The 24,587-nt window shown below is 54.0% G+C and carries 22 protein-coding genes; 16 read left to right on the top strand and 6 right to left on the bottom strand.

The window, feature by feature from the left end; genetic code table 11:
• Positions 1-5 precede the first annotated feature (5 nt).
• The 3 genes from FH871_RS26895 to FH871_RS26885 all read left to right on the top strand — a co-directional run bounded on the left by FH871_RS26895 (position 6) and on the right by FH871_RS26885 (position 5,127).
• Complete coding sequence (locus FH871_RS26895; protein ID WP_138994508.1) at positions 6-998, top strand: FAD:protein FMN transferase; 993 nt, start codon at positions 6-8, stop codon at positions 996-998.
• Between the two features lie 65 nt (positions 999-1,063).
• Entirely contained in the window at positions 1,064-4,174 is a 3,111-nt protein-coding gene (locus FH871_RS26890) for a PVC-type heme-binding CxxCH protein (RefSeq protein ID WP_138994507.1), read from the top strand.
• A gap of 17 nt (positions 4,175-4,191) precedes the next feature.
• A complete protein-coding gene (locus FH871_RS26885; RefSeq protein WP_138994549.1) occupies positions 4,192-5,127 on the top strand; it encodes a hydroxypyruvate isomerase family protein in 936 nt (311 codons plus the stop codon).
• 52 nt (positions 5,128-5,179) lie between these two features.
• Here FH871_RS26885 and FH871_RS26880 read toward each other — a convergent pair whose 3' ends face one another.
• The 4 genes from FH871_RS26880 to FH871_RS26865 all read right to left on the bottom strand — a co-directional run bounded on the left by FH871_RS26880 (position 5,180) and on the right by FH871_RS26865 (position 10,105).
• Complete coding sequence (locus FH871_RS26880; RefSeq protein ID WP_138994506.1) at positions 5,180-6,601, bottom strand: sulfatase-like hydrolase/transferase; 1,422 nt, start codon at positions 6,599-6,601, stop codon at positions 5,180-5,182.
• Positions 6,602-6,739: 138 nt separating this feature from the next.
• On the bottom strand, positions 6,740-7,051 hold the full coding sequence (locus FH871_RS26875; protein ID WP_138994505.1) for an isoamylase early set domain-containing protein: 312 nt from the start codon (positions 7,049-7,051) through the stop codon (positions 6,740-6,742).
• Between the two features lie 246 nt (positions 7,052-7,297).
• Positions 7,298-9,595, bottom strand: coding sequence for a TonB-dependent receptor (locus FH871_RS26870; protein WP_138994504.1), 2,298 nt, complete (start codon positions 9,593-9,595; stop codon positions 7,298-7,300).
• A gap of 144 nt (positions 9,596-9,739) precedes the next feature.
• Positions 9,740-10,105 carry a hypothetical protein gene (locus FH871_RS26865; RefSeq protein ID WP_138994503.1) on the bottom strand — a complete coding sequence of 122 codons (366 nt, stop codon included), beginning with the start codon at positions 10,103-10,105 and terminating at the stop codon, positions 9,740-9,742.
• Positions 10,106-10,226: 121 nt separating this feature from the next.
• Here FH871_RS26865 and FH871_RS26860 point away from each other — a divergent pair, with 121 nt between their 5' ends.
• Together FH871_RS26860 and FH871_RS26855 are read left to right on the top strand one after the other, a co-directional pair.
• On the top strand, positions 10,227-11,420 hold the full coding sequence (locus FH871_RS26860) for a Gfo/Idh/MocA family protein (protein ID WP_138994502.1): 1,194 nt from the start codon (positions 10,227-10,229) through the stop codon (positions 11,418-11,420).
• A gap of 33 nt (positions 11,421-11,453) precedes the next feature.
• Positions 11,454-13,103: an ATP-binding protein gene (locus tag FH871_RS26855; protein WP_138994501.1), complete on the top strand. Its 1,650-nt coding sequence runs from the start codon at positions 11,454-11,456 to the stop codon at positions 13,101-13,103.
• A gap of 3 nt (positions 13,104-13,106) precedes the next feature.
• Here the strand turns inward: FH871_RS26855 and FH871_RS26850 are convergent, their stop codons facing one another.
• Positions 13,107-13,838 carry a GntR family transcriptional regulator gene (locus FH871_RS26850; RefSeq protein WP_138994500.1) on the bottom strand — a complete coding sequence of 244 codons (732 nt, stop codon included), beginning with the start codon at positions 13,836-13,838 and terminating at the stop codon, positions 13,107-13,109.
• Positions 13,839-13,968: 130 nt separating this feature from the next.
• Between FH871_RS26850 and FH871_RS26845 the strand changes: the two genes are divergently transcribed.
• The 10 genes from FH871_RS26845 (at position 13,969) to FH871_RS26800 (ending at position 23,722) form a co-directional block, all read left to right on the top strand.
• Positions 13,969-14,760, top strand: coding sequence for an SDR family NAD(P)-dependent oxidoreductase (locus FH871_RS26845; RefSeq protein WP_138994499.1), 792 nt, complete (start codon positions 13,969-13,971; stop codon positions 14,758-14,760).
• A 112-nt stretch (positions 14,761-14,872) separates the two neighbouring features.
• Complete coding sequence (locus FH871_RS26840; RefSeq protein WP_138994498.1) at positions 14,873-15,751, top strand: ROK family protein; 879 nt, start codon at positions 14,873-14,875, stop codon at positions 15,749-15,751.
• Positions 15,752-15,779: 28 nt separating this feature from the next.
• A complete protein-coding gene (locus tag FH871_RS26835; protein WP_138994497.1) occupies positions 15,780-16,568 on the top strand; it encodes a sugar isomerase domain-containing protein in 789 nt (262 codons plus the stop codon).
• A gap of 31 nt (positions 16,569-16,599) precedes the next feature.
• A complete protein-coding gene (locus FH871_RS26830; protein ID WP_138994496.1) occupies positions 16,600-17,478 on the top strand; it encodes a sugar phosphate isomerase/epimerase in 879 nt (292 codons plus the stop codon).
• Between the two features lie 51 nt (positions 17,479-17,529).
• Complete coding sequence (locus FH871_RS26825; protein ID WP_138994495.1) at positions 17,530-18,894, top strand: FAD-dependent oxidoreductase; 1,365 nt, start codon at positions 17,530-17,532, stop codon at positions 18,892-18,894.
• Positions 18,891-19,889, top strand: coding sequence for a phosphotriesterase (locus FH871_RS26820; protein ID WP_138994494.1), 999 nt, complete (start codon positions 18,891-18,893; stop codon positions 19,887-19,889). Before FH871_RS26825 ends, FH871_RS26820 begins: the two co-directional genes overlap by 4 nt.
• A complete protein-coding gene (locus FH871_RS26815; protein WP_138994493.1) occupies positions 19,829-20,854 on the top strand; it encodes a methionine synthase in 1,026 nt (341 codons plus the stop codon). The genes FH871_RS26820 and FH871_RS26815 overlap by 61 nt, the downstream gene beginning before the upstream one ends.
• A 106-nt stretch (positions 20,855-20,960) precedes the next feature.
• A complete protein-coding gene (locus FH871_RS26810; protein WP_138994492.1) occupies positions 20,961-21,815 on the top strand; it encodes an MBL fold metallo-hydrolase in 855 nt (284 codons plus the stop codon).
• 77 nt (positions 21,816-21,892) lie between these two features.
• On the top strand, positions 21,893-23,077 hold the full coding sequence (locus tag FH871_RS26805; protein ID WP_138994491.1) for a VCBS repeat-containing protein: 1,185 nt from the start codon (positions 21,893-21,895) through the stop codon (positions 23,075-23,077).
• Between the two features lie 162 nt (positions 23,078-23,239).
• Positions 23,240-23,722: a GNAT family N-acetyltransferase gene (locus tag FH871_RS26800; RefSeq protein ID WP_171062964.1), complete on the top strand. Its 483-nt coding sequence runs from the start codon at positions 23,240-23,242 to the stop codon at positions 23,720-23,722.
• A gap of 7 nt (positions 23,723-23,729) precedes the next feature.
• On the opposite strand, the gene FH871_RS26795 is transcribed toward FH871_RS26800, so the two are convergent.
• A complete protein-coding gene (locus FH871_RS26795) occupies positions 23,730-24,095 on the bottom strand; it encodes a hypothetical protein (protein ID WP_138994489.1) in 366 nt (121 codons plus the stop codon).
• A gap of 85 nt (positions 24,096-24,180) precedes the next feature.
• Here FH871_RS26795 and arfB point away from each other — a divergent pair, with 85 nt between their 5' ends.
• On the top strand, positions 24,181-24,585 hold the full coding sequence (gene arfB / locus FH871_RS26790; protein ID WP_138994488.1) for an alternative ribosome rescue aminoacyl-tRNA hydrolase ArfB: 405 nt from the start codon (positions 24,181-24,183) through the stop codon (positions 24,583-24,585).
• Positions 24,586-24,587 lie beyond the last annotated feature (2 nt).

The following is a 24,587-nucleotide window of genomic DNA, read 5'->3' as shown; positions in this document are numbered from 1 at the left end:
AACGCATGAAAGGACTGGTGTGGCTGCTTGTGCTGGTTCCATTTTGGGGCAAACCGCCTGCTTTTCAGCGGCCGGCGGAGGTTCCGATGGTCAGTCTGGAAGGCGAAGCACAGGGCACTACCTACCACATCAAATACCGCGACGAACGCCAGCGGAATTTTAAAAAACCGGTCGATTCGCTGCTCATCGAGATCGATCTTTGTCTTTCCACCTACCGCCCCGATTCGGAAATTTCGCAGTTCAACCAATCCGAGTCGCACCGGTTTCAGCGGCCTTATTTTTACCCGGTTCTTAAAAAATCCGAAGAGGTGTATCGGGCCACCCACGGCGCATTCGATCCGACCGTAAAACCGCTGGTCGAAGCCTATGAGTTGGGCAAAAAGTCTCGCGAACCCTGGCTCCCCAATACGGATTCGCTGCTGGAATACGTTGGATTTCAGTATATTTCGTATGATACGGTTTCCGTAAAAAAGCGCAAAAAGAACGTCCGGCTGGATTTCAACGCGCTGGCGCAGGGCTATACCGTCGACGTGCTGGCGGTTTTTCTGGCGTCAAACGGCATCGATCACTACATGGTGGAAGTGGGCGGAGAGGTTCGCTGCAAGGGCGAACGCAGCCCCGGCCAGTGGTGGAACGTCGGGATCGAAAGCCCGGTGCGACCGGGTGGGCTGCAGTCGTCGGTTCGGATGGCGAACCGGGCGATGGCGACGTCTGGCAATTACCGCAACTTTTACCGGCAAACCGGCGAAACCTTCGGCCACATCATCAACCCCAAAACCGGCTTTTCCAAACCCGATGCGCTGCTGAGTGCCACGGTTTTTGCCCAAGACGCCATGACTGCCGACGCCTTCGCGACGGCTTTTCTGGTGATGGGCCTGGTCGAAACCCGGCAGTTTCTGGCCCAACACCGCGAACTGGATGCCTATCTGATCTACAAAGACGATGCGGGAAACCTGAAAACCGTTGCCACGGACGGGATCAGGGAGTTTATCAACTAACATTGGGGTTTTATTGCTACATTTACACGTTTTATTCCAACCCTCACAAACCTTACGGGTCGTTTATGAACTCAACTCGTTACTCTTCTTTTTTCCGGTTGTCACGGCGGGCTTTGGCCTGGTCTACCACCGGGCTGATCGTCGGGGGCGTCCTGGTCGGCGCCTGGCAAAACGACAACCTCAATCAGGCTTCTACGGAATACCTTAATCGCTTATTCGCCGGACTTTCCGACGACGACAAGCGCGATCCAAAATACGCGGTGGGAAGTCTGAGCGTGGCGCCGGGTCTGGAAGCCAGGCTTTTTGCCGCCGAACCGATGCTGACGAATCCGACCAACATCGACGTCGATGCCCGGGGCCGCGTCTGGGTTTGCGAAGCCTATAACTACCGCGCCAACATCAGCGGAAACCCCACCCGCCCCGAGGGCGACCGGATTCTGATTCTGGAAGATACCAACGGCGACGGGCAGGCCGACGTCACCAAGACGTTTTACCAGGGGCCGGAACTGGTTTCCCCGCTGGGCGTTTGGGTGCAGGGCAACAAGGTCATTGTGTCGGATAGCCCGAATGTGTTTGTGTTTACGGACGAAAACGGCGACGATAAAGCCGATAAAAAAGAACTGCTGTTTACCGGCCTCAGTGGTGCCGACCACGACCACGGGATGCACTCGTTCGTTTTTGGACCCGATGGCAAGTGGTATTTTAATTTCGGGAACGAAGGCAAGCAAATCCGCGACAAAGACGGCAAAGCCATCTTCGACCGCACGACCGGCAAGGAGATCGACACCAAAAATTACCGCCAGGGTATGGTTTTCCGGTGCAACCCGGATGGCAGTGACATGGAAGTGCTGGGTCAGAATTTCCGGAACAACTTTGAAGTCGCGCTGGATTCTTACGGAACCATGTGGCAGTCGGACAACGACGACGACGGCAACAAGGGCGTTCGGATCAACTACGTGATGGAGTATGGCAACTATGGCTATACTGACGAGATGACCGGTGCGGGCTGGCGTGTAAACCGCACCAACCTGGAGGCTACCATTCCGCTGCAACACTGGCACCTGAACGACCCCGGCGTGGTGCCGAATTTGCTGCAAACCGGCGCGGGTTCGCCCACCGGCATTATTCTGTATGAAGGGAAATTGCTGCCGGAAGTGTTTCAGGGTCAGATGATTCACTGCGATGCCGGACCGAATATCGTCCGGTCGTATCCGGTCACGAAAGACGGCGCGGGTTACAAAGCCACCATCGTACCGCTGCTGGAAGGCGTGCGCGACCAGTGGTTCCGGCCTTCGGATGTGTGTGTCGCGCCCGACGGTTCGCTGCTCATTTCCGACTGGTATGATCCCGGTGTGGGTGGTCACCAGGCGGGTGATCAAAACCGGGGGCGGGTCTACCGCGTAGCCCCACCGAATACGCCGTACAAAATACCGAAAGTCGATCTGGCTACGACCGCAGGCGCCGTTGAAGCCCTGCAAAGCCCGAATATGGCGATTCGCTATGCCGCCTGGAACAAACTCCACGATCTGGGTGTGAAAGCCGAAAAAGACCTGGCGAAACTCTACAAAACGTCACCCGATCCGCGCATGAAGGCCCGCGCCCTCTGGTTGCTGAGCAAGCTGGATGGCAAAGGCAAAAAATACATCGAAACCGCGCTGAAAGAAAGCGATCCGAACCTGCGCATCACCGGTTTGCGGGCGGCTCGTGAATTGAAAACCGACATTATTCCCTACGTGAAGCAGTTGGTCAATGACACCGATCCGCAGGTTCGCCGGGAATGTGCCATTGCCCTGCGCCGGAACACATCGCCCGAAGCACCGGATTTGTGGGCGCAACTGGCGGCCAAACACGATGGCAAAGACCGCTGGTATCTGGAAGCGCTCGGCATTGGGGCTGATGGTCAGTGGGATACGTATTATGCCGCCTGGTTGAAACACTCGGGCGCGAATCCGGTGGCAACCGATGCCGGGAAAGACATCGTCTGGCGGGCCCGCACCAAAGAATCGGTGCCCTTGCTGGCCAGCCTGGCGGGCGATTCGAAAACCGATCTGACGAGCCGTTTGCGGTATTTCCGGGCCTTCGATTTCAATCCGGGGGCTACCGAAAAATCGACGGCTTTGCTGAGCATTCTGAAAAGCAACCCGAACGACGTACAGATTACCAAACTGGCCTTGCGCCACCTCGACCAGAACTTCGTGAAAAATTCGCCGGAAGCGATGGCGTCGTTGACCAAACTGCTGGACGAAACCTACGGCAAGCCCGAGTACATGGAAATGGTGAGCCGGTATGAACCCGTAGCCGAAAATCCACGCTTGCTGGCGCTGAGTCAGAAGCAGTTCAACGACATTGTGGGCCGCGATGCCACCCGCCAATTGCTGAAGCAGGGTGGTGGGAAGCAGGTCTGGGAAATCCTGAATGGCAGCAACCCGGAAGCCGCCATCAACATGGTGTCGGCTTTGCGCTGGGTAGGGACTAAAGAGTCGCTCGAAATGCTGAAAACCATTGCGTTGGACGAGAAACGCCCGACGCTGCTGCGGAAAGAAGCCACCCGCGCCATTGGCGGCAGCAACGATGGGGAAGAAATGATTCTGGGACTGCTGCGCTCCGGCCAGATTAAACCGGAATACAAAACGGCGGCTGTTCAGGGCGTTAGCAACACCTGGCGGAAGAAAGTCCGGACGGAAGCCGCCAGTTATCTGGACGGTGCCAAAGGGGCTGAGGGCAAGAAACTGCCCGCTATTCCGGATCTGCTGGCCATGACCGGCGACGCGGGTCGGGGGATGACGGTTTTCAAAACGAATTGCTCCATTTGCCACCAGATCAACAGCGAAGGCATGGATTTTGGCCCCAAACTGTCCGAAATCGGGAGCAAACTGCCGAAAGAAGGCCAGTATCTGTCCATTTTGTATCCCGATGCCGGGGTTAGCTTCGGCTACGAAGGATTTGAGGTCAAGTTCAAAGACGGTAGCACGGTTTCCGGGATCATTTCCAGCAAGACCGAAACCGACCTGCAAATGAAGTTTCCGGGTGGCGTCGTGAGCGATTACAAGATGAGCGACGTCGTTTCCATGAAGCAGATGGATGCCTCGATGATGCCATCCGGTTTGCAGGAAAATATGTCTACCCAGGAGCTGGTCGATTTAGTGGATTATTTATCGAGTTTAAAGAAAAAATAGAACCTTCCTTTATCATGATTCAACGACGCGATTTTGTCAAATCAACGTTAGGCCTTGTCGGTGCGACGCTTGCCGGCAATGCCCTGGCGGGTACGAACGCTGTACAGCCGCAGACGGTGGTGAAAAACAAGTTCAAATTACAATATGCCCCCCACTTCGGGATGTTTACGAACAGTGCCGGGAAAGATGTGATCGACCAGCTAAAATTCATGGCCGACAACGGTTTTACGGCCCTGGAAGACAACGGCATGATGGGCCGTCCGGTGGAGGAGCAGGAGAAAATCGCGAAGGAAATGACCCGCCTGGGCATGAAAATGGGCGTTTTTGTGGTCGATAAGGGCGGAAATGGTCAGAATACGCTGGCGGCTGGCAAGCAGGAGTTCATCGACATTTTTCTGAACGGCTGCAAAAAAGCCGTCGAGGTGGCCAAACGCGTGAATGCGAAATTCATGACGGTGGTTCCCGGTGATTTCCAGCGCAATCTACCCATCGGCATTCAAACCGGCCACGTGATCGACGCCCTGCGCCGGGGCTCCGACATTCTGGCTCCGCATAACCTGACGATGGTGCTGGAACCGCTGAGCGACACGCCCAACCTGTTTTTACGCACTTCCGACCAGACCTACGAAATTTGCCGCGCGGTCAACAGTCCGGCCTGCAAAATCCTGTTCGACGTCTACCACATGCAGAAAAACGAAGGGCACATCATTCCGCACATCGACTGGTGCTGGAGCGAAATCGGCTATTTCCAGATCGGCGACAATCCGGGCCGGAAGGAACCGACGACGGGCGAAATCAATTACAAGAACGTTTTCAAACACGTGTACGAGAAAGGTAAAGCCGAAAACAAGGACTTTATCTGGGGCATGGAACATGGCAATGCCTATCCGGGGAAAGAAGGCGAAACGGCTTTGATCAAAGCCTACGTCGAGTCGGACAGTTTTACGGTTTAGTATGCATGGCGTGCCAGTCTTCCACCGACTGGCACGCCATTCGATGGTTGAATCACGGTTGCTTCCCCCAATCAGGCTGGCTGAGGTCCAGAAAATCGTGATAGGTCTGCATCTCGCTGATCAGGCGGTTTTCCAGCAGCTTCTTTTTTTTCGCAAAAACCGGGTTGTTCGCCAGGTTGTGAACTTCGTAGGGGTCTTTATTGAGGTCGAATAACTGTGTGGTTTCCTGCCGATTGACGTTGTATTTGATCAGTTTCCAGTTGTCGTGGGTTCGCACGGCCCGCTGAAAATCCCGGTAGGCGTAATAAACCGACGCCCGGCCCGGCTTTTTGGTTCCATTGATAAAGGGGAGCAAAGTCTGACTTTCAACCGTTGCCGGAACCGGCAGGCCGAGAAAATCCGTCACCGTTGGGAAAATATCAGCCAGATAGGCCAGTGCATCGACGCGTCTGTTTTGCGGCAGGGCCGGATGGCTCATGATCAGCGGTACGCGCATACTGTGTTCATACAGATTCTGTTTGCCTAGCAGTCCGTGACTGCCCACCGCCAGGCCGTTGTCGCCCGCAAAAACGATCAGTGTCGTTTCGAGTAAACCGTTCTTTTCCAGCACATCCAGAATCCGGCCAACCTGGGCATCCAACTCCGAAATCATGCCGTAATAGAGCGCAAGTTCCTCCTTCGCCTGTTCTTCCGTTAAAGGTCGCGGCAGCAGTTTTTCATCGCGCACGTTCAGTTCTCCATTGTCGAAGGGGTGCTGCGGGAGAAAATTAGCGGGCAATTTCATCCGGTCTTTCGGGTATAACTTCCGAAACGCTTCCGGCGGGGTGCGCGGGTCGTGGGGTGAAGTGAAGGCAACGTAGCAGTAAAAGGGACGGTTTTCCGGTTTTTGGTTATTCAGAAAGGCGATGGCTTCGTTGGCATACAGTTCCGACGAATACACATCGGCCTTTTTAGTAGGCTCCTTAAATTGCCCGGAGGGGTCAAAATTGACATACTGCGGATGTTCCTGACCGCCTTTTTCCGGGAGGTGCATGCCGCCGAAAAACAGGGCGGCACCCCCTTCATAACTCCTCGAAAACGAAGCTTTGTCGTTGTGCCATTTGCCAATCGCGTACGTTTGGTATCCTTTCGTTCGGAGGTATTCGGGCAGGGTGGTGTGTTCTTTGGGAATCACATCGCCGGTTTTGTGTAAACTGTGTAAGTAACGACCCGTGTGCAGCATCGCCCGGCTTGGCGCACAGAGCGCACCGTGTAGTCCGCCCATCGTCTGCGCCCGCGTAAAGGCGACCCCCTTTTTCACCAGGCGATCCAGATTGGGCGTCAGAATGGCGTCATTTCCCAGGGTGTGAATCGTGTTGTACCGCTGATCGTCGGAATAAAGAACCAGCACATTCATCGGTTTTTTCTGCCCGAAAACCGGGTATAAAAAACCACTTAAAAGGACAAGGAGGAGTCTGTTGACGTATTTTCTCATGCTCGGGCGGAGGTTCGTTGTGGCTGACTACGGCCACCAAACCCCAAAACTACGGTCAGATCCCTGATAAACAAGATAGCCCGATCTTACGGTCGGGCTATCACACGCGTCCGACTGTGGACACGAAATGGAAATCAATTACAAAGCAACCACCGAATTTTCGTCAGCGGAAACTCCGCTGCTAATGTACTTATCGGCTTCCGAATCGTTCAACCAGGTTGCCCCATCGATCAGATAGCGGAACTGCGTTTCCTGACCCACCGGAAGTTCAACCGTTGTTTTGTATGAACCGTCTTTTTGTTTCTTCAGAGCCGTAGCCGACGCATCCCAGCCGTTAAAATCACCAACCAAAGCAACCGCTTTCGCACCATTAACGGCGTCAGCAGGCAGCGTAAACGTTACTTTGCAAATTGTAGGCTTGCTTTTTACATACTGTTTTGCAAGTGCCATATAGAGTAGAGTGTTTGGTTTACGGTTGTAAATTTATATGGAAAAATGAGTAATGCAATGGTTATCAAATCATTAAAACTGGGCTTTCTTGTTATTGTTCTATTATTCGATACAATAATTTAAAAAATCCAGCGATTGAAATAGAATTTTTCCAATAAACGATCCAGCCGTTAAATTGTTTGAGCCGGTTAGATTCAGTGGTAAGGACAGGATCAAACCGACAATCGTTGCACCAGGTAGTGTCCTTTACCGAACCGTATAACGGATGCCCAGAAAACCGCGGATGCCCTGATTCGGAGCAAAGACGTAGTTCGGGTCGAAGGTCAGCCGGTATGGATTATCGGGCGTCGCCACCACCTGCCCGTTCCGATCGAACACGACGCGCTTGTCGAACGGATCGTTGGCGCGGGCAATGCTGTTGGCCGGGGGCGTAAAATTCAGCAGGTTTTTAACCCCGCCATAAATCTCGAAACCACTGTTGAATTTTTTGGTCAACTGAATGTTCTGAATACTCCAGGTGGGCGAATATTCGGCCCGCGGATCGTCGGAACTCAGCAGCGGCAACCGCATCGGGCCGTACAGATTGCCCGTGTAGTCCGTCGAAAAACCGCGTCCGAAATCATACGAAACCGTCCAGGTACCGGTGACACGTTCGGTCAGCAACTGGCGGGTTTTAACGGCTTTTCCGTCGGCATCGTCTTCCACTTTATACACGTCCATGAGCGTAAAACCGGCGTTGACTTTCAGCGGAAACGCAAAATTGGCGTCCAAATTCACACTGACACCCTTGGACGTCGAATGGCCGTTCAGGTTGTCGAAGAAAATCTTGTTGGGGTCGGTGTCGTAGTCGGCAATGATGCGGTTGGTAAAATAGGTGTAAAACAGCGATGCGTCGATGCCCAGAAAACCGCTCCCGAACACAATCTGTTTGGTGTAGTTCAGGTTCACATTCCAGCTTCGTTCGGGTTTCAATTCATCCTGTACCACCACCTGCCGGGCGCCGGTCAGGGCCGCGTGGTCTTCGGTAAAGAGGTTGACAACCCGGTACCCCGTTCCGGCATTCAGCCGGATGATGTTGTCGCGGTTGGGTGCCCATTTGTACGAAAACCGGGGCGTCAGGATGTTGCCGTGCCGCGAATTGTAGTCATAGCGCAAACCCAGCAGCAGTTTATGTTTTTCATTGAACGTAAACTCGGGCTGCACGAAGACGCCGGGCAAAACCGTCCGGTCGGGCTGGTTGGTGGGGCGCAGCGAATCGGCCGATTGGGTGGCTGGCGTGTTGTCGTCGTAAAAGGTGTAGCGGAAGGGCGTTCCGACCAGCAGGCTAACCCGGCTGTTAAATTCCTTCGTCCACAGCAACTGGGCAAAAAAGATCCGCTGGGTCGCGTTGAAGGAAGTCGTGCCATAATACGAATTCTGGTTGTGGCTGTTGTACGACGACTGGAGCGTGATGTTTTCCGTCGTCGGAAGTTGGTAAGAGCCAATCAGTTCCAGTCGTTTCGTGTAAATGCTTTCAGCATACAGGCTGTCCGTGCCCCGGAGCTCGGGCGTCCAGTTGGTTTGACCGCCCCAGCGGTTTTCGTAGAAATACCGTCCGGCAATGCTGGCCTGGCGGTTTTCTTTCCGTTCGAACTGCCATTTATTGAACACCGAAATCCGGTGTTGCAGCGTCACATCCGTAAATCCATCATTGTTTTTGTCGTACGGATTCTGGTAGTTGTAATAATTCAAACCGATCAGCGAATTGGCTTTTCCGACCCGGTATTTCACGCCCAGATCCGCGTTGTATTCCTGCCAACTCGTGCCGAACACATCCGCCGTCACGGTCGGCGCTTTCAGCGGATTTTTCGTGATGATGTTGATCAAACCGGCCACCGCTTCCGAACCGTAGAGCGTCGACGCCGGGCCTTTCACCACCTCAACCCGCTCCACCAGCGAATTCGGAATCCCGGATAAACCGTACACGGTCGACAGCGAGCTCACAATCGGCATCCCGTCGAGCAGCACCATCGTATACGGCCCTTCCAGCCCGTTGATGTGAATGTCGCCGGTGTTGCAGACGTTGCAGTTCAACTGGGGCCGAACGCCGTTAATGGTTTGCAGGGCGTCGTAAATATTGGGCGTGGGGTTTTTCTGGAAAAATTTCGGCGTATAAATCTCCACCGGAACGGGGCTTTCCAGTTTGGAAACTTCCTTCATCGTTCCCGTAATGACCACTTCGCCCAGCGTGTTGGCGGCTTCGCGCAGATCGACATTCTGGCGAATAGTCTGGCCCGCCGTTACGTTCACGGTTTTCTGAAAACTGTCAAATCCCACCAGCGAAACCACCAGCTGGTAGCGACCCGCCGGTATACCGGTCAGGCGAAAAGCCCCCGATGTGTCGGTCAGAACGCCGAACCGGGTGCCTTTCAGCGCCACCGTGGCCAGTTCGACCGGTTTCTGTTTGGAAATTACTTTGCCTTCGACGGTGGCCGTCGACTGGGCACGGGCAAAGAAGGTACTGCCTAAAATAAACAGAACCGATAGGTATATCGTTTTGAACATGGTTGTATGGGATCGATCAGAAGGAATGAAGGCCCGAATGCTGGCAATACGCGATGATTCAAACGGTTACAAACCGATACGCATCAAAGCTACTGGCAGCAGGGCAATGAAAAGGAATCGCGGGTGCGATTCATCAGGAAACGATCATCCGACAACCGGCGGACCCCGGCGGGAGAAGTAGGGGAAGACGTACGCACTCTGAAACGTATAAACCGACCAAAACCGCTGGATGGCCGGTGCGGTCAGAACGATGCAGGCAAATACGAACGGCGTCAGGCCGTCATAGAGAACGTTGGTAAAGTTTTCGAGCCAGACTAACTCGTTGGTCGTGTGCGTATTGGGCTGGTAGGGACTGTCGCCAACGGGCTTGAAAGGGTGGGCGTGAACGATAATCCGCCCGCTGGCCAGTTTGTGCGCGTGCCGGAAAACCACCGAATTGACCATCATCAGGCTGAAGAGAATCAGCAGGACGCGGGCAATTTTTCGTCGATAAACCGGCAACCAGTACATGGCTCTTTATAATAAGTTGTAGATTGCGTCTGTAACCATTTTAACAAATATAGAGAATAGATTTAGACTTGTCTAAATTTTTTGCAGGATTGAATTTATTCGCTTAAATTTCCTTCGACACATGCGAAAAATTGCCATGCTGGGTTCCGGCTTCATTGGCCGGTTTTATGCCGAATCGATCCACGGTCAACGCGGACGTGACCGGGTGGTTGCCATCTACGCCCGCCGGGAAGAAAGTGCTAAAAAATTTGCCAACGACTACGGCTGTTCCATCTGGGGGACGGATATGGAAGAAGTGATTGCCAATCCAGAAGTCGATATGGTGTGCATTGCGCTGCCCAACAACATCCACGAAGCCGCCGTCATGCTGTGTGTCAAACACAAAAAAGCGGTGGTGAGCACCAAACCGCTGGGACGCAACGCCGACGAGGCTTTGCGGATGATGAAGGCCGTGGAAGAAGCCGGTATTTTTGCCGGGTATCTGGAAGACCTCTGCTACACGCCTAAATTCCTGAAAGCGCTGGAGAGTGTGAAGAATGGGGCACTGGGCCGGATTCTCTGGGCCAAATCCCGCGAAACGCATCCGGGACCGCACAGCGACTGGTTTTGGGACAAGGAGCAGGCCGGTGGCGGTTGTATGCTCGACCTCGGTTGCCATTGCGTCGAGATTGCCCGGAATTTTATCGGCAAGGACGTCCGACCCGTTGAGGTGATGTGCTGGGCGGCCACGCAGGTGAAACCCATCGACGCCGAGGACCACGCGATTGCGCTGGTGAAATACGAAAACGGCGCCATCGGGCAGTTTGAAGTAAGCTGGACGTTCCGGGGCGGGATGGATTTGCGCGATGAAGTGATGGGCACGGAAGGCACCATCTGGATCAACAACTTCCTGCGTACCGGTTTTGAGATGTTCACGACCGGAAAAGGCGCGGATTACGTGGCCGAGAAAGCGGAAAGCACCACCGGCTGGCTGTTCCCGGTCGGCGACGAAGTGAACGATTTGGGCTACAACCACATGTTCACGGACATGTTCAACGCGGCCGACCAGGGGCGCGAACCGGCCGAAACGTTCTACGACGGCTACGTGGTGAACGCCATTCTGGATGCCGCCTATCGGTCGGCGGAAACCAAACAGTGGGAGCCGGTGAATCTGCCGGTTTGGCGCGGTCGCGAAGGGCTGACGCAGGAATCGACCCTGGTCGATTACGACGAAGAATTTTACCTCATCAAAGAAGAGGTTACGCACGATGGCCGTCACAAAGTGATCCTGAAGGACAAGCAAACCGGACGGATTTCGGAGCGGGATTTGACCTAGAGAATCGGTACTTCTAACACCACTACCTTGCCGGTGCCTTTCAATAGCCTGAAATCCGGTTCCGATGAACTGGATTTCGAATACCTGCCCGGTTTTGCCCAATTCCTCCTGGAACACCACCTCGATGAATTGGCGGCCGAGTTTATTCGCTTGTTCCGGGAAGTCGATCTTCCGATGCTGGCTTTTTATAAGTCCCTGTCGGAAGATCAGCTTCTTGCGCTGTCGGTGAAAACGACTACGCAATTGTTGACCGCGTTCATCGAGAACCGGACGGTTGCCAACATCAACGCGACCTTGGTGCGCTGGGCGCAGGATCAGCTACCGATGATTGGCCGGAACCAGGTGGCCACCAGCGATATGGGCCTCATCAGTTACGTTCGGAAACAGGCTCTGACGGTTTTTTTGCCGCGCTATACCACCGATTTGTCGGTATTTATTCAGATTATCCGGGAACTGGATCGGTATGCGTTCGAACTGCAAAGCCGGATGATGGCGCAGTATATCAGTTTGTTAAATACCAGCATCAACGAACAGCTCCATTTTAATGCGAAAATAACCGACACCGCTCCCGCGATTATTGCGACGTACAACATCCATACCGGGAAGTATCTGTTTGTCAGTCAGGGAATTGAACTATTGCTGGGCTATTCACCCCGCAAGGTGCTGGAGGAGGGTGCCAGTTTCTTAATGACCATCCTTCATCCTGACGACCTGCCCAAATTGGTGGAAGACAATAACCGGGCACTGGAAAAAGCCAATCGGCTGTCCGGAGAACGGGCTGAAAGTGAACAGGTTGCGGAATTTACCTACCGGATGCGTCACCGAAATGGACACTACCGGTGGTTTCAGACGTACGGTACCATTTTCGACCGCAACGGCGAAGGAAACGTTGAGCACGTGCTGAACATCTCGCTGGATATTACGGACAAAGTGGAAGCTGAACGGCAGGCACAGGAGAAAAACCGCCGACTCGAACAGTCGAACGCCAGTTTGCAGGAATTTGCCTACATCGCCAGCCACGACCTGAAAGAGCCGCTGCGGAAAATAATGACCTTTGGCGAGCGACTGCTGAGCCAGGCAACCCAACTCAGCGAAGAAGGACAACTGTATTTGTCGAAAATCATTGACGCGGCCCAGCGTATGCACGAACTGATTGGTGATGTGTTGTCGGTTTCCCTGATCGCATCCGATCAGACGTTCGAAAACCAGAGTTTACAGCGGCTACTGGAGGAGGTTCTTCAATCGCTGGAATACCAGATCGAGCAGGTAAACGCCAGCATTGAATCCGATGGGCTGCCGGTTGCTACTGTCGTAGCGGCCCAGTTTCGGCAGGTATTCCAGAACTTGTTGACAAACGCCCTGAAGTTTGCCCGGAAAGACACGCCCCCGGTGATTCGGATTTCACACCGGTTTTTATCCTCAAACCAGGTTTCGATACCGGGTCTGACCAAAGCCCGGCGGTATCTGGAGCTGAAAATTTCGGACAATGGCATTGGCTTCGATAACCGGTACGCCACAAAAATCTTCGCCATTTTTCAGCGTTTACACGCCAAGAAAGACTTTGAAGGAACCGGAATCGGGTTGGCGATCTGCAAAAAAATAGTGGAAAACCACGGCGGCATCATTACGGCGGATAGTGCGCCCGATCACGGGGCTACGTTTACGATTGTCATGCCAGCCTGACGCTCAGAACCGTCCGTGCAAAATATACCGATCCGTTCGGGCGTATAACGAAGAATAAAAACTGAAATCGGGCCGGTTGGTATCGAGCCGTTTGTCGAGCCGCAAAACCGGGTTGCCCATTGGAACGCTTAACAACCGCGCCAGATCGCCGTCAGCCGCCACGGCCAGCACTTTCTGCTCTCCGCCTTTCACCAGCAAACCGTATTTGGTTCGTAACAAATCGAACAGCGAGCGGTTTTCCAGCCGCTGACGCGAAAAACCGGGCAAATAGCGGTTCGGCAGAATGATCTTCTCAAAAAAGACCGGCTCTTCCTCCACGGCCCGCAGTCGTTCCAGAAAATAAAAACCGGCTTTCGTATCGTCTTCGGTGGGCGTAAACAGAAAATCGTCCGGGAAAGGATGCAACTTCGGTTTGGTTAGAATGGCAGTGGTCATCCGCTCGGTGCGGCTCGCGTTGGCCGTATTGGCCAGCCGCCCAACAATGGACATTACGCCCAGACCAATGGGCAGGGGCTGCACAATGCTGCCTTTGCCCTGGTGCTTGCGGATGTAGCCATCCTGCACCAGCAGCCCCAGCGCCTGCCGAATGGTGGGCTGGGTCAGGCGAAACTGGTTCTGGAGTTCTTTTTCAGAAGGCAACAGGTCACCCGATTTGAAATCGCCCCGGATAATCTGCTGGCGTAATGATTCATAGAGGTACTGATACTGGGGAATGCGGGTGGGCCGATCGTTCATAGAGAAAGGTTGTTGGTGAACAAGTATACGAAAATCTGTTTAATCTGAAACTTATTATAATAAGTTGTTGCAATACTAAAATTGCCTTTATACCTTCGTCGTTCGTAGTTTAACCGTTTATTTTTTCAGGATGGATCAACTCTGGCTGGCCAACAAACGGATCGTGGTCATTGGTGGAACAACAGGTTTGGGGCTGTCGGCGGCCCACGCCTTTGTCGCGCAGGGTGCGCGGGTGGTGGTGGTGGGCCGGAATGAGGAAAGCTGCAAAGCGGCCGAAGCCCAGTTGGGCGGTTACGGGTTCGCGCTGAACGGCGACGCCACCGAACCGGCCACGGCGCTTTCGGCCATTGCGCTTTGTCAGGGAGAGTTTGGCGGTTTCGACGGACTCTATCATGTTGCGGGCGGCAGTGGCCGGCGGTTTGGCGACGGACCGTTGCACCAGCTAACGCTGGAAGGCTGGAACAAAACTTTCGAACTGAATCTGACCTCGCTGATGCTATCGAACCAGGCGGCTATCCGTGCTTTTCAGGAGCAGAATACCGGCGGAACGATCCTGAACATGGGATCAGTGCTGGGCTATTCGCCGTCGCCGAAATACTTTTCGACCCACGCCTATGCCGCCACCAAAGCCGCGATTATCGGTTTTACCAAATCGATTGCCGCCTATTACGCGCCCCACGACATCCGCGTGAACGTGCTGGCGCCCGGTTTGGTCGAAACGCCGATGGCCCAGCGAGCCGCCACCGACGAGACCATCCTGAAATTTGTCGCCACCAAGCAACCCCTGGACGGCGGTCGCATCGGCCAGCCCACGGATTTAGACGGCGCGGCCATCTATTTTATGTCAGATTATTCCCGCTACACGACGGGTCAGGTGCTGTCTGTCGACGGCGGCTGGAGCGTCAGCGAGGGTCAATATTAAGGACGGTATTCGGTGTTCGGTATTCGGTTTACGGTGGCTGACGCATCCGTATTCTCGCGTCAGCCACCATAAACCGAACACCGTAAACTAAAAACCGTAAACCAATTTATAAATGAACGCAATCGGCATCGACATTGGCGGTACCCGCATCAAAGGCGTTTTGATCGACGTCGAAACCGGCGCGGTGTTGCACCGCGTGGTTTGCCCGACCAACGATGGGCAGGACGGACAATGGAAACAGGCCGTTGCCGATACATACCAGCAACTGAAAACCGCTACGCCCGAACCGGTAACGGGCGTGGGATTGTCGGCACCCGGTTTGCCAACCCCGGCCAACGATGCCATTGCGTGCATGCCGGGCCGACTGCCGGGGTTGGAAGGCTTTGTCTGGTCGTCGTTTCTGGGCGTGCCGGTGCGGGTGCTGAACGACGCCCACGCGGCCCTGATGGCGGAAGCCCGGTTTGGGGCCGCGAAAGGCATTCGGAACGCCTTAATGCTAACCCTGGGAACAGGTGTTGGGGGCGGGTTGCTGATCGACGGAAATCTGTACCAGGGCTATTACCAGATGGCGGGTCATTTGGGTCATGTGTCGGTGAATGCCGACAGCAACCAGTTGGATATTACGCAGATACCGGCCAGTCTGGAAGATGCGATCGGCAACGCGACGGTTTTTCGCCGGTCGTATGGCACGTACCAGACCACGCAGGAACTGGTCGATGCCTACCGGCAACGGGAACCGCTGGCCACGCTGGTCTGGCTGACGTCCATTCGGCAACTGGCTGTTACCATCGCCGGTTTTGCGAATGCTTTTTCGCCGGAAGTGATCGTGCTGGGCGGGGGAATTACGCAGGCCGGGGAGGCTTTGTTCAATCCATTGGAAGCCTTTCTGGCGGTGTTCGAATGGCGACCGGCCGGTAAGAAAACCGCCATCCGCAAAGCCCATTTTGAAGATTGGGCCGGGGCCATCGGGGCCGCTGGTTTTGTGATTTAATAAGTTCGGAGATCCATCAAAAGCTTGTATGATAGCAACGTATTTAGAAAAATGCCGCCAACTGATCGACACGGTCGAGGAGCAAAAATCACAACTGCAACAGGCCGCCCAGTGGTTTGCCGAAACGATTCTGGCGGGTCGGATGGTGCATGTCTTTGGCTCAGGACACAGCCGGATCATGGTTGAGGAAATGTGGCCGCGCTACGGTTCGTTTCCGGGTTTCAATCCCATTGTCGAATTGTCGCTTACCTTTCACAATTTGGTTGTGGGGGCCAACGGCCAGCGGCAGGCGATGTTTCTGGAAAATGTCTCCGGACTGGCCGAGCGGATTCTGCGCAATTACGATCTTTCAGAACAGGATACGGCGTTGATCATTTCATCGAGTGGCTGCAACGTCGTCCCGATTGAAATGGCGGAAGAGTTTCAGAAACGGGGCGTGAAAGTGGTGGCCCTCATCACCAAAGAACATTCGGACCAGAGCACCAGCAAACGTAAAGACGGCCTGAAACTGAGCGATTTCGCCGACCTGATTCTGGACACCGGCGCACCCGTTGGCGATGCGATGGTGACGGTTCCGGGACTGGAAACACCGGTGGCACCCGGCAGCACGGTCGGGGGCGCGTTGATCGTGAACAGCATCAAAGCCGAACTGGCGCGTTTGCTGACCGAAGCCGGTCAACCGCCTAAAGTGCTGACGGCCACCGCCCTGGTCGGTGCTGAACGGGCCACCGAACTGTTTGAATCCGCCTATGACGAACACGCGCACCGGCTGGCGAAGTTGTATGCCGAGGTTGGCAAAAAGACCTTTGTTCGCTAAAAAGTACGTCAAAAACCTTGAATGGAGTCCTATGAACCGTCGTGACTTTCTTGCTTCCAGCACCCTGGCGCTGGCTACACCGGATGTTTTTTCCACCGTCGATCGCAAACCCGTCGTTGGCCTGCACGTTTGGATTTATTCATCGGACAAGCCCGCTTATGATTGCTTTCCGGTTTTGGATCAGGTGTTTTCGGACGCAAAATATGCCGGCATTGAAGCCGTCGAGTTGATGGAAGTCAACTTGCGGCACGATGACGCCGTCGGCCGGATTGGCGACAGTTCCCGGAAGAGCGGGGTTGCCGTCATCGGTGCCTCGTATAGCCAGCCGATGTGGGATAAAAGCAAACAGACGGAGATTCTGGACGATGCCGAGAAGGTGGTCGAACGTCTGGGTAAACTGGGTGGCCGAACGCTGGGCATCTCGGTCGGTAGTACCCCGAAAAAGAAAACGCCCGAGCAGTTCGATGTTCAGGCCGAAACCCTGAAACAAATTCAGGAAATTTGCCGGAAGAATAAGGTCGTTCCCAATCTGCACAACCACATTTACGAAGTAGCCGATGATTTGTATGATCTGCAAAACACCTTGCAGCGCGTACCCGACATCGCTCTGGGACCCGATCTGGATTGGCTGTTTCAGGCCAAAGTGGACGTTCTGACGTTCCTGCAAAAATTTTCCGATAAAATCGTTTATCTCCACCTGCGGGACCACCTTTGGACGGGAACCCGGTCGGAGGCTCTGGGCGAAGGCATTGCCGACTGGGGAGCTGTGGCCCGGCAATTAAAGAAAAACCGGTTTGCGGGTGATATCACCGTTGAGCTGGCTTTTCCCCCCGGTTTTAAACCAACCCGGCCCATTCGGGACAGCCTGAAAATGAGCCGTGACGTCATCCGTCAGAAATTTGGAGTCTAAATTCAAAAACCGGAATATGCTAGCCGCAGATTGGCCGTCCGTACCCGTCACATGCATCCATTCTTAAACCATTCCCACATACCGTTGCTGGCAGAAACCGACATCCTGGTTATTGGGGCCGGGTCGGCGGGTTGCGTGGCTGCTTTGGCGGCTGCCGAAGCAAGGCGGTTTTCGGTGATGCTGGTGGAACGCTACGGTTTTCCGGGCGGAACCTCCACGCAGATGCTGGACACCTTTTACGGTTTTTTTACACCCGGTTCCACACCCCGCAAAGTCGTGGGGGGCTGGCCCGACCGCGTCGTGAATGAACTGGATAGAGCCGGGGCTGTTTTTCTGCGTCCCAATACCTACGGAGCCGGAACGGGCGTCAACTACAACCCGGAACGGTTAAAACTCGTCTGGGATCAGTTGATTCTGCAAAGCGGTATTCGGTATGTGCTTCATACGACTTTGGTGGATGTGAGTCCGGAAGGAGAGCGCTATGCCTGTATTTTCTGGAACAAAGCCGGTTTTTGCAAGGTGCTGGCAAAACGGGTTATTGACGCGTCGGGTGATGCCGATTTTTGCCATCTGGCTGGTTTTGCCTATGAAACGGCGGGCGAAAACGAACCGGCGCAGAGCATGACCACCACGTTTCGGATGAGCAACGTCGATCTGGAGCGCTACGAGCGGGAAGGCGGCAAGAAAATGCTGGGGGAGCAAATGCGGATGGCCGTCGAAACCGGTCATCATCGCTTACCCCGGAAAAAAGGCTCGGCCCATGAGATGAACGCGAAAGGCTGCATCTCGACGGTGGCCGTGAAAGTGAGCGGTTTGTCAGCCCTGAAAACGGACGAACTGACGCAGGCTGAGGTCGAAGGGCGACGGCAGGCGTTTGTCTACGAAAACTTTTTTCGGGATGCCGTACCTGGTTTTGAGCAGTCGAACATCATTGGGCTGTCGCACCAGATTGGCGTTCGTGAAACCCGGCGCGTCTACGGCGAACACCGCCTGACGAAGGAGGAATGTTTGTCGGGCAAATTGCCATCTGACCGGATTTTTCTCTGCGGAGCGCCCATCGAGGACCACCGTCAGGGCCTCAATGGAGAAGACGAAACGCACTGGGAATACATTCCCGGCGACGGCATTTACGGCGTTTCCTACGGTACGATTGTGCCCAAAAGCAGCCAGTCGGTCTGGGCGGTGGGGCGGTGTTTTTCGGCCACCCACGATGCCCACGCGTCGTGCCGGTCGATGGCGCAGACCATGTCGATGGGCCAGGCTGCGGGGCTGGCGGCTGTGCAATCACTGGCGCGTGATGAAGCCGCTAATCAGCTTACTGTCAGTTTGTTGCAGGAGAAATTATACAATATTGGGGCGGTTTTGGAACTGCCGGATGCGATGGCCGATATAACAAGAAATGGCTGGAAACGATGAGCTTTGTTAGAACGGTTTTGGGGGACATTGATCCGGAGCAATTGGGAATCACGTATTCGCACGAGCATGTGGTGATCGACGAAAGCTTTCCGACGCGCGGCAACCCGGATTTTTTGCTGAATGACATCAACAAAATTTCGGAGGAAGTACAGCGGGTGTATGACGCCGGTGGACGGACGATGGTCGACGCGATGCCCGCCAACTGCGGCCGCAATGTGCTGAAACTCGCAGACGTTTCGCGCCGAACCGGTATGCAGATTCTGGCGCCAACAGGGCTTCATCTGGAGACGTATTACCCGCCTGACCACTGGCGCTACCGGTATTCGGAAGATCAGTTGACGCGTCTGTTTATGGCCGATATCGAAGAAGGAATCGACGCGTTTGACTACAGCGGGCCAGTCGTCGAACGAACCCCGCACAAAGCCGGTCTGATCAAACTGGCTACGGGCGACGAACCGTTCACCAAGCACCAGGAGACGGTTTTTCGGGCCGTAGTCAATGCGCATCGGGCAACCGGTATTCCGATTTTGACCCATACAAACGAAGGCAAACATGCCCTCGCTCAGGCGGAATTATTCGCTAAACTGGGAGCAGATTTGCAGCATGTGGTACTCTCGCATGTCGATCGGTACAAAGACATTGCCTACAATCGGGCGGTTTTGCAAACCGGTGTTCGGGTCGAATACGACAGCGGTTTTCGCTGGAAGCCGGATCAGCAAAACTGGACGTATACGCTTTTACAAAATCTGCTGCCCGAATTTCCAAATCAGATTACCGTGGGCATGGATGCTGCCCGAAACACCTACTGGCAGTCGTACGGCGGAAAACCGGGCCTGATGTGGCTCCTGACCACCTTTCGCGATGATTTGCGGAGACTGGATCTGGCGGCCTATTTTCAAAATGTATTTATTGATACCCCTAAACGACTTTACACATGCAACCCAATCCCATCCGCACCACCGTCATCGGCAGCTACCCGTTTCCGGGCTGGCTAGAATTTGCATCCCAGAACCTCGACCAGTTTGGTCAGGCCGACATTGAGGAAATGATCGAAGATGCCGTCGTAGCGGCTGTTCACGACCAGACCACCGCGGGTTTGGACGTAATTACTGATGGCGAGCAAACCCGGCTGGACTTCAATCTGTCGTTTTATGGCTACATCAAAGGCCTGCAACCCAACCATTCGGAGACGCGTAAATTTGGCCCACCCGCCCACGACCAGCGCGGCAAGCACTCCATTGTGGAAGAATTAACTGCGCCGAAAGGGCTGGGAGCCGTCCGGGAATTTGAACGATTGAAGAAGCTGGCGCCGGCTGGCCCCACGCTAAAGGCTTCGATTCCAGGGCCGTATACGCTCAGTGGCCGGATGCTGCCAAATGATCGCTACAAAGATCGCTACGACATCACGGAAGCCCTGCTGCCGTTTGTCCGGAAGGAACTGGAAGATCTGGTGGCGGCAGGCTGTACGGAAATCACCGTCGATGAGCCGTCAATGTCGTGTTACGCCTACAAGGAGGACACGAAGCGATTTGTCGATATTTTTAACCGGACGGTGGCACCGGTCGTTGGGAAGTGTCGCCTGTCGACGCACCTCTGTTTCGGAAATTTCAAGGGGCGACCGGTGGGGTACCGGAAAATTCACCCAATGCTGCCGGATTTTCTGGATCTGGCCGTCGATGAGGTGCACGTTGAAATGGCCAATCGCGAGTTTGACGAAATTGAACTGATTGCGGAATTTGCCCGGAAAATGGACGTGGCTGTCGGCATTATCGACGTGAAGAATTACTACATCGAAACCGTCCAAGACGTGATTGAGCGCATTGAGCGGTGTCTGAAATACATTCCCGCCGAAAAACTGGCCGTTGCTCCCGATTGTGGATTAAGCCAGACCGCCCGTTGGGCCGCCCGCCAGAAACTGACGAATATGGTAGCTGGCGCCAAAAAAGTGCGCTTGGGGTAGAAAACCGGTGTTCAATACCGAGTTCGCTACGTCGCCGGTTTGACCCGAAAACCGTTGCTGGTGAGGGTGGGTTTTATGAGCGTAATATTGATTGAAAATCCATTGTATGAACGATTTAATCCCGGCTTTCCAAAAAGACCAGACCTTTCTTTCGGATCTGGAAAACGCCCGTTCCCAACCCGATCAGCTCCATATCTGGTGGTTGGGGCAGAGCGGTTTTTTGCTGCAATGGCAGGATCGGCGGCTGTTGTTCGATCCGTATTTGTCCGATTCGTTGTCGGTTAAATACGCTCAAACTGACAAGCCGCACGTTCGGATGTCGGAACAAGTCGTTGATCCGGGCCAACTCACCGGGATCGATGTCGTCACGTCGAGTCATAACCATACCGATCATCTGGACGCGGAGACCTTAACTCCGTTGTTCAATGCCAATCCGGCAATCCAGTTTGTCATTCCGGAAGCCAACCGGTCTTTTGTAGCCGACCGGATCAAACGCGAACCCGGTCTTCCCATCGGTCTGAACGACGGCGAAACCGCCGAGGTAGCCGGTTTTACGTTCCACGGCGTTCCGGCGGCTCATAACAGCCTGGAGCGCGACGATCAAGGCCATTGCAAATTCATGGGGTTTGTGGTGCAGGCCGGACCGTGGACGGTGTACCACAGTGGGGATACGCTGTGGTATGACGGGATGGCCGAAACGCTAAAACCGTATCAAATCGATGTGGCCTTTTTGCCCATCAACGGCAACAAACCCGAACGACGCGTGGCCGGAAACCTGAATCCGCAACAAGCCGCCCGCCTGGGAAAGGAAATCGGGGCCGGTCTGGTTATTCCGCATCATTACCACCTGTTTGAATTCAATACCGAAGATCCCGCCCATTTTGTTCACGAAGCGGAGCGGCATCAGACGCCCTATAAAGTGCTGCGATTGGGCGAGCGCTGGAGCGGAAAAAAGGAATAGGCTGGAACTGTTGATTATTGCCGGGTGAATGCCGAATATTGAAGAAAGGTCTATCTACGAACCCTGCCTTTCTTCCCATGAAAAAAATAGCTGCATTTTTTCTGCTTGCCGGGCCGCTCTACGCCCAAAATCCCAATTTCAAGATTCAGGTGGTTGATAATCAGATTGATATTGGCTACGGACTGGCCATCGGTGACGTCGACGGCGACAAAAAACCGGACATTCTGATGGCTGACCAGAAAGAAATTGTCTGGTACCGCAACCCGGGAAAACCGTCTGACGCCTGGCCACGGCACGTCATGGCGCAGAATCTGACCCCGCAGGATAACGTCTGCCTGGCTGCCCGCGACATCGACGGCGATGGCAAAGTAGAAGTGGCGGTCGGAGCGGGCTGGAACCCGTCTGAAACCAACGATTCTACCAAATCCGGGGCGGTTTTTTACCTGATTCGCCCGAACGATCCGACCCAAATCTGGGAAGCCGTTCGGCTGCACCACGAAGTGACGACCCACCGGATGCGTTGGGCCAGAGTGGCACCCAACCGGTACCAACTGATTGTGGTGCCTTTGCACGGGTTGGGGAACAAAAACGGTGAGGGGCGGGGTGTGCGGATTTTGGGGTACGAAAAACCGAAAAATCCCCGCGATCCGTGGCGGATGCAACTGGTCGATTCAACGATGCATATGACCCATAACTTTGAGATCTGGGAAGATGGCAATGAAACCCGGATGCTGATTGGCAGCAAGGAAGGCGGAAAAACGGTGTCGTATCGAAGTGGACAATGGACGCCCGTGGATCGCTGGATTGGGGCCGGAAACGGTATGGGGGAGGTGCGCCGGGGTTTTCAGGCTGCTAAAATGCCCTTTGTGGCCGCTGTCGAACCCATGCACGGCAACAAACTCGTGGTGTATAAAAATGGCCCGATTGCCGATGCGCCCGACAAGCTAATGTACGGTGTTCAACAAACGCTGACCGAAAAACTGAGTCAGGGACACGCGCTGGCCTGCGGGGACTTCCTGAAACTCGGCGTCGACCAGATTGCCGTCGGCTGGCGCAATCCGAATGCCGAAAAGAAAGTAGGTGTGCGCCTTTTTGTGCCGGATAAAACGCTGCAGACCTGGCAGGAACACGTTCTGGATGACAGTGTGATGATGGCGGCCGAAGACCTGCAGGCCGCCGATTTAGACGGTGACGGTGATCTGGACTTGATTGCATCCGGCCGGGCTACGCTGAATCTGCTGATTTACTGGAATTTAAGATAGGAACACTGATTGGACGGATGGAACAGATTTAAACTGATATTATCCGTGAAAATCTGTTCCATCCGTCCAATCAGTGTTCCTATCATCTATCCCCAAACACCAACGATCAGTGAATTAAATACCAAACTAATGAACAACCAGCGTCATAACCTCATTTTCGCAATGGAAGAAACAATGAAACAGCTCGACGAAGTGGAAATCATTGATTTCGATCCGGCCTATCGCGAACAGTTCAAGCAATTGAATCTGGCCTGGATTGAGACGTATTTCAAAGTAGAAGAACCCGATATTCGGGCTTTGAGCAACCCGGAAGGGTACGTGATTGCCAGAGGTGGACGCGTATTTTTTGCCCGGTATCGTAACGAAATTGTGGGAACCTGTGCGCTGTTGAAAAACAGCAACGAAATCTATGAACTCGGCAAGATGGCCGTAGCACCGGAAGCACAAGGTAAACAGATTGGGAAGAAACTATGCTTACATGCCCTGGAAATGGCCCGGCAAATGGGGGCCAAACGAGTGTATCTGGAATCGAACACCAGCCTGACACCTGCGTTGGAACTGTATAAAAAAGTGGGATTTTACAAAGTCGAATCCCGCCCGTCACCTTACCAGCGGTCGAACATCAGGATGCAGATTGACCTCTAAAACCGCCTTACGAAAGCTGAATGGCTAGATTACGCAAAGCTGCAGCAAGCGCTTCCAATTGTGGAGGAAGTTCCCCTTCAGGCCCCACTTGGGTTGCGAATTCGGTTGTATCGTCGGCAATTTCATTCAGGAGACGCTGGGTCGTAGCCTGATCCGGCGATTTAGTGGTCAGGGCATCGCTCAGCTCCGACAGTTTTTCACCCAGTGGCTGCGTGTTTTCATTCTGTTTCAGAATGTCGACCCATTTCTGAAGCAGGTTGGTGTCGGCCTTTCCCGTTTCCGGATCAATGCCGTCGGTCAGGGTATCGATCGTATTTTCAAGCAGTTCGCTTGTTTTGGGAAGGCTGTCTAAAAAATCGTTTTGGGGCTCCATTTTGCTCGAATGCTATGTCGTATTCCTGTAAACTGAACCGTTGGTATCGGGGATTGTTTGTAGCTTTGTCAAGTTTTTGCAGAACATGGACCCAACCCGACTATACCCCGAATTACAATTCCAGTTTGCCCGCAGTGGGGGCAAAGGCGGTCAGAACGTGAACAAGGTAGCAACAAAAGCGGAATTATACTTCGACATTCCCAACTCGACAGTATTGACGGAAGAAGAAAAAGCGGTTTTGCTCGAAAAACTGGTCAATAAAATTACGACCGAAGGCGTGTTGGTGCTCTATCACCAGACCGAACGAACACAACTGGGCAACCGCGACAAGGTTACCGAAAAATTCTACCAGCTTATCCGCAAGGCGTTTGAGAAAGAAAAGCCCCGGAAAGCCACCCGGCCGACGAAGGCGTCGCGGGAAGAAAAACTGGTGGCGAAGAAAAAAAGGGGCGAAGTCAAGGAACGCAGAAAAAAAGTTGATTTCGACTAAAA

Source organism: Larkinella sp. C7 (assembly GCF_006149005.1).
In the GTDB taxonomy this organism is placed as follows: domain Bacteria; phylum Bacteroidota; class Bacteroidia; order Cytophagales; family Spirosomataceae; genus Larkinella.
The sequence above is the reverse complement of the archived record's forward strand: the minus strand, read 5'-3'. Positions and strand labels throughout refer to the sequence as shown.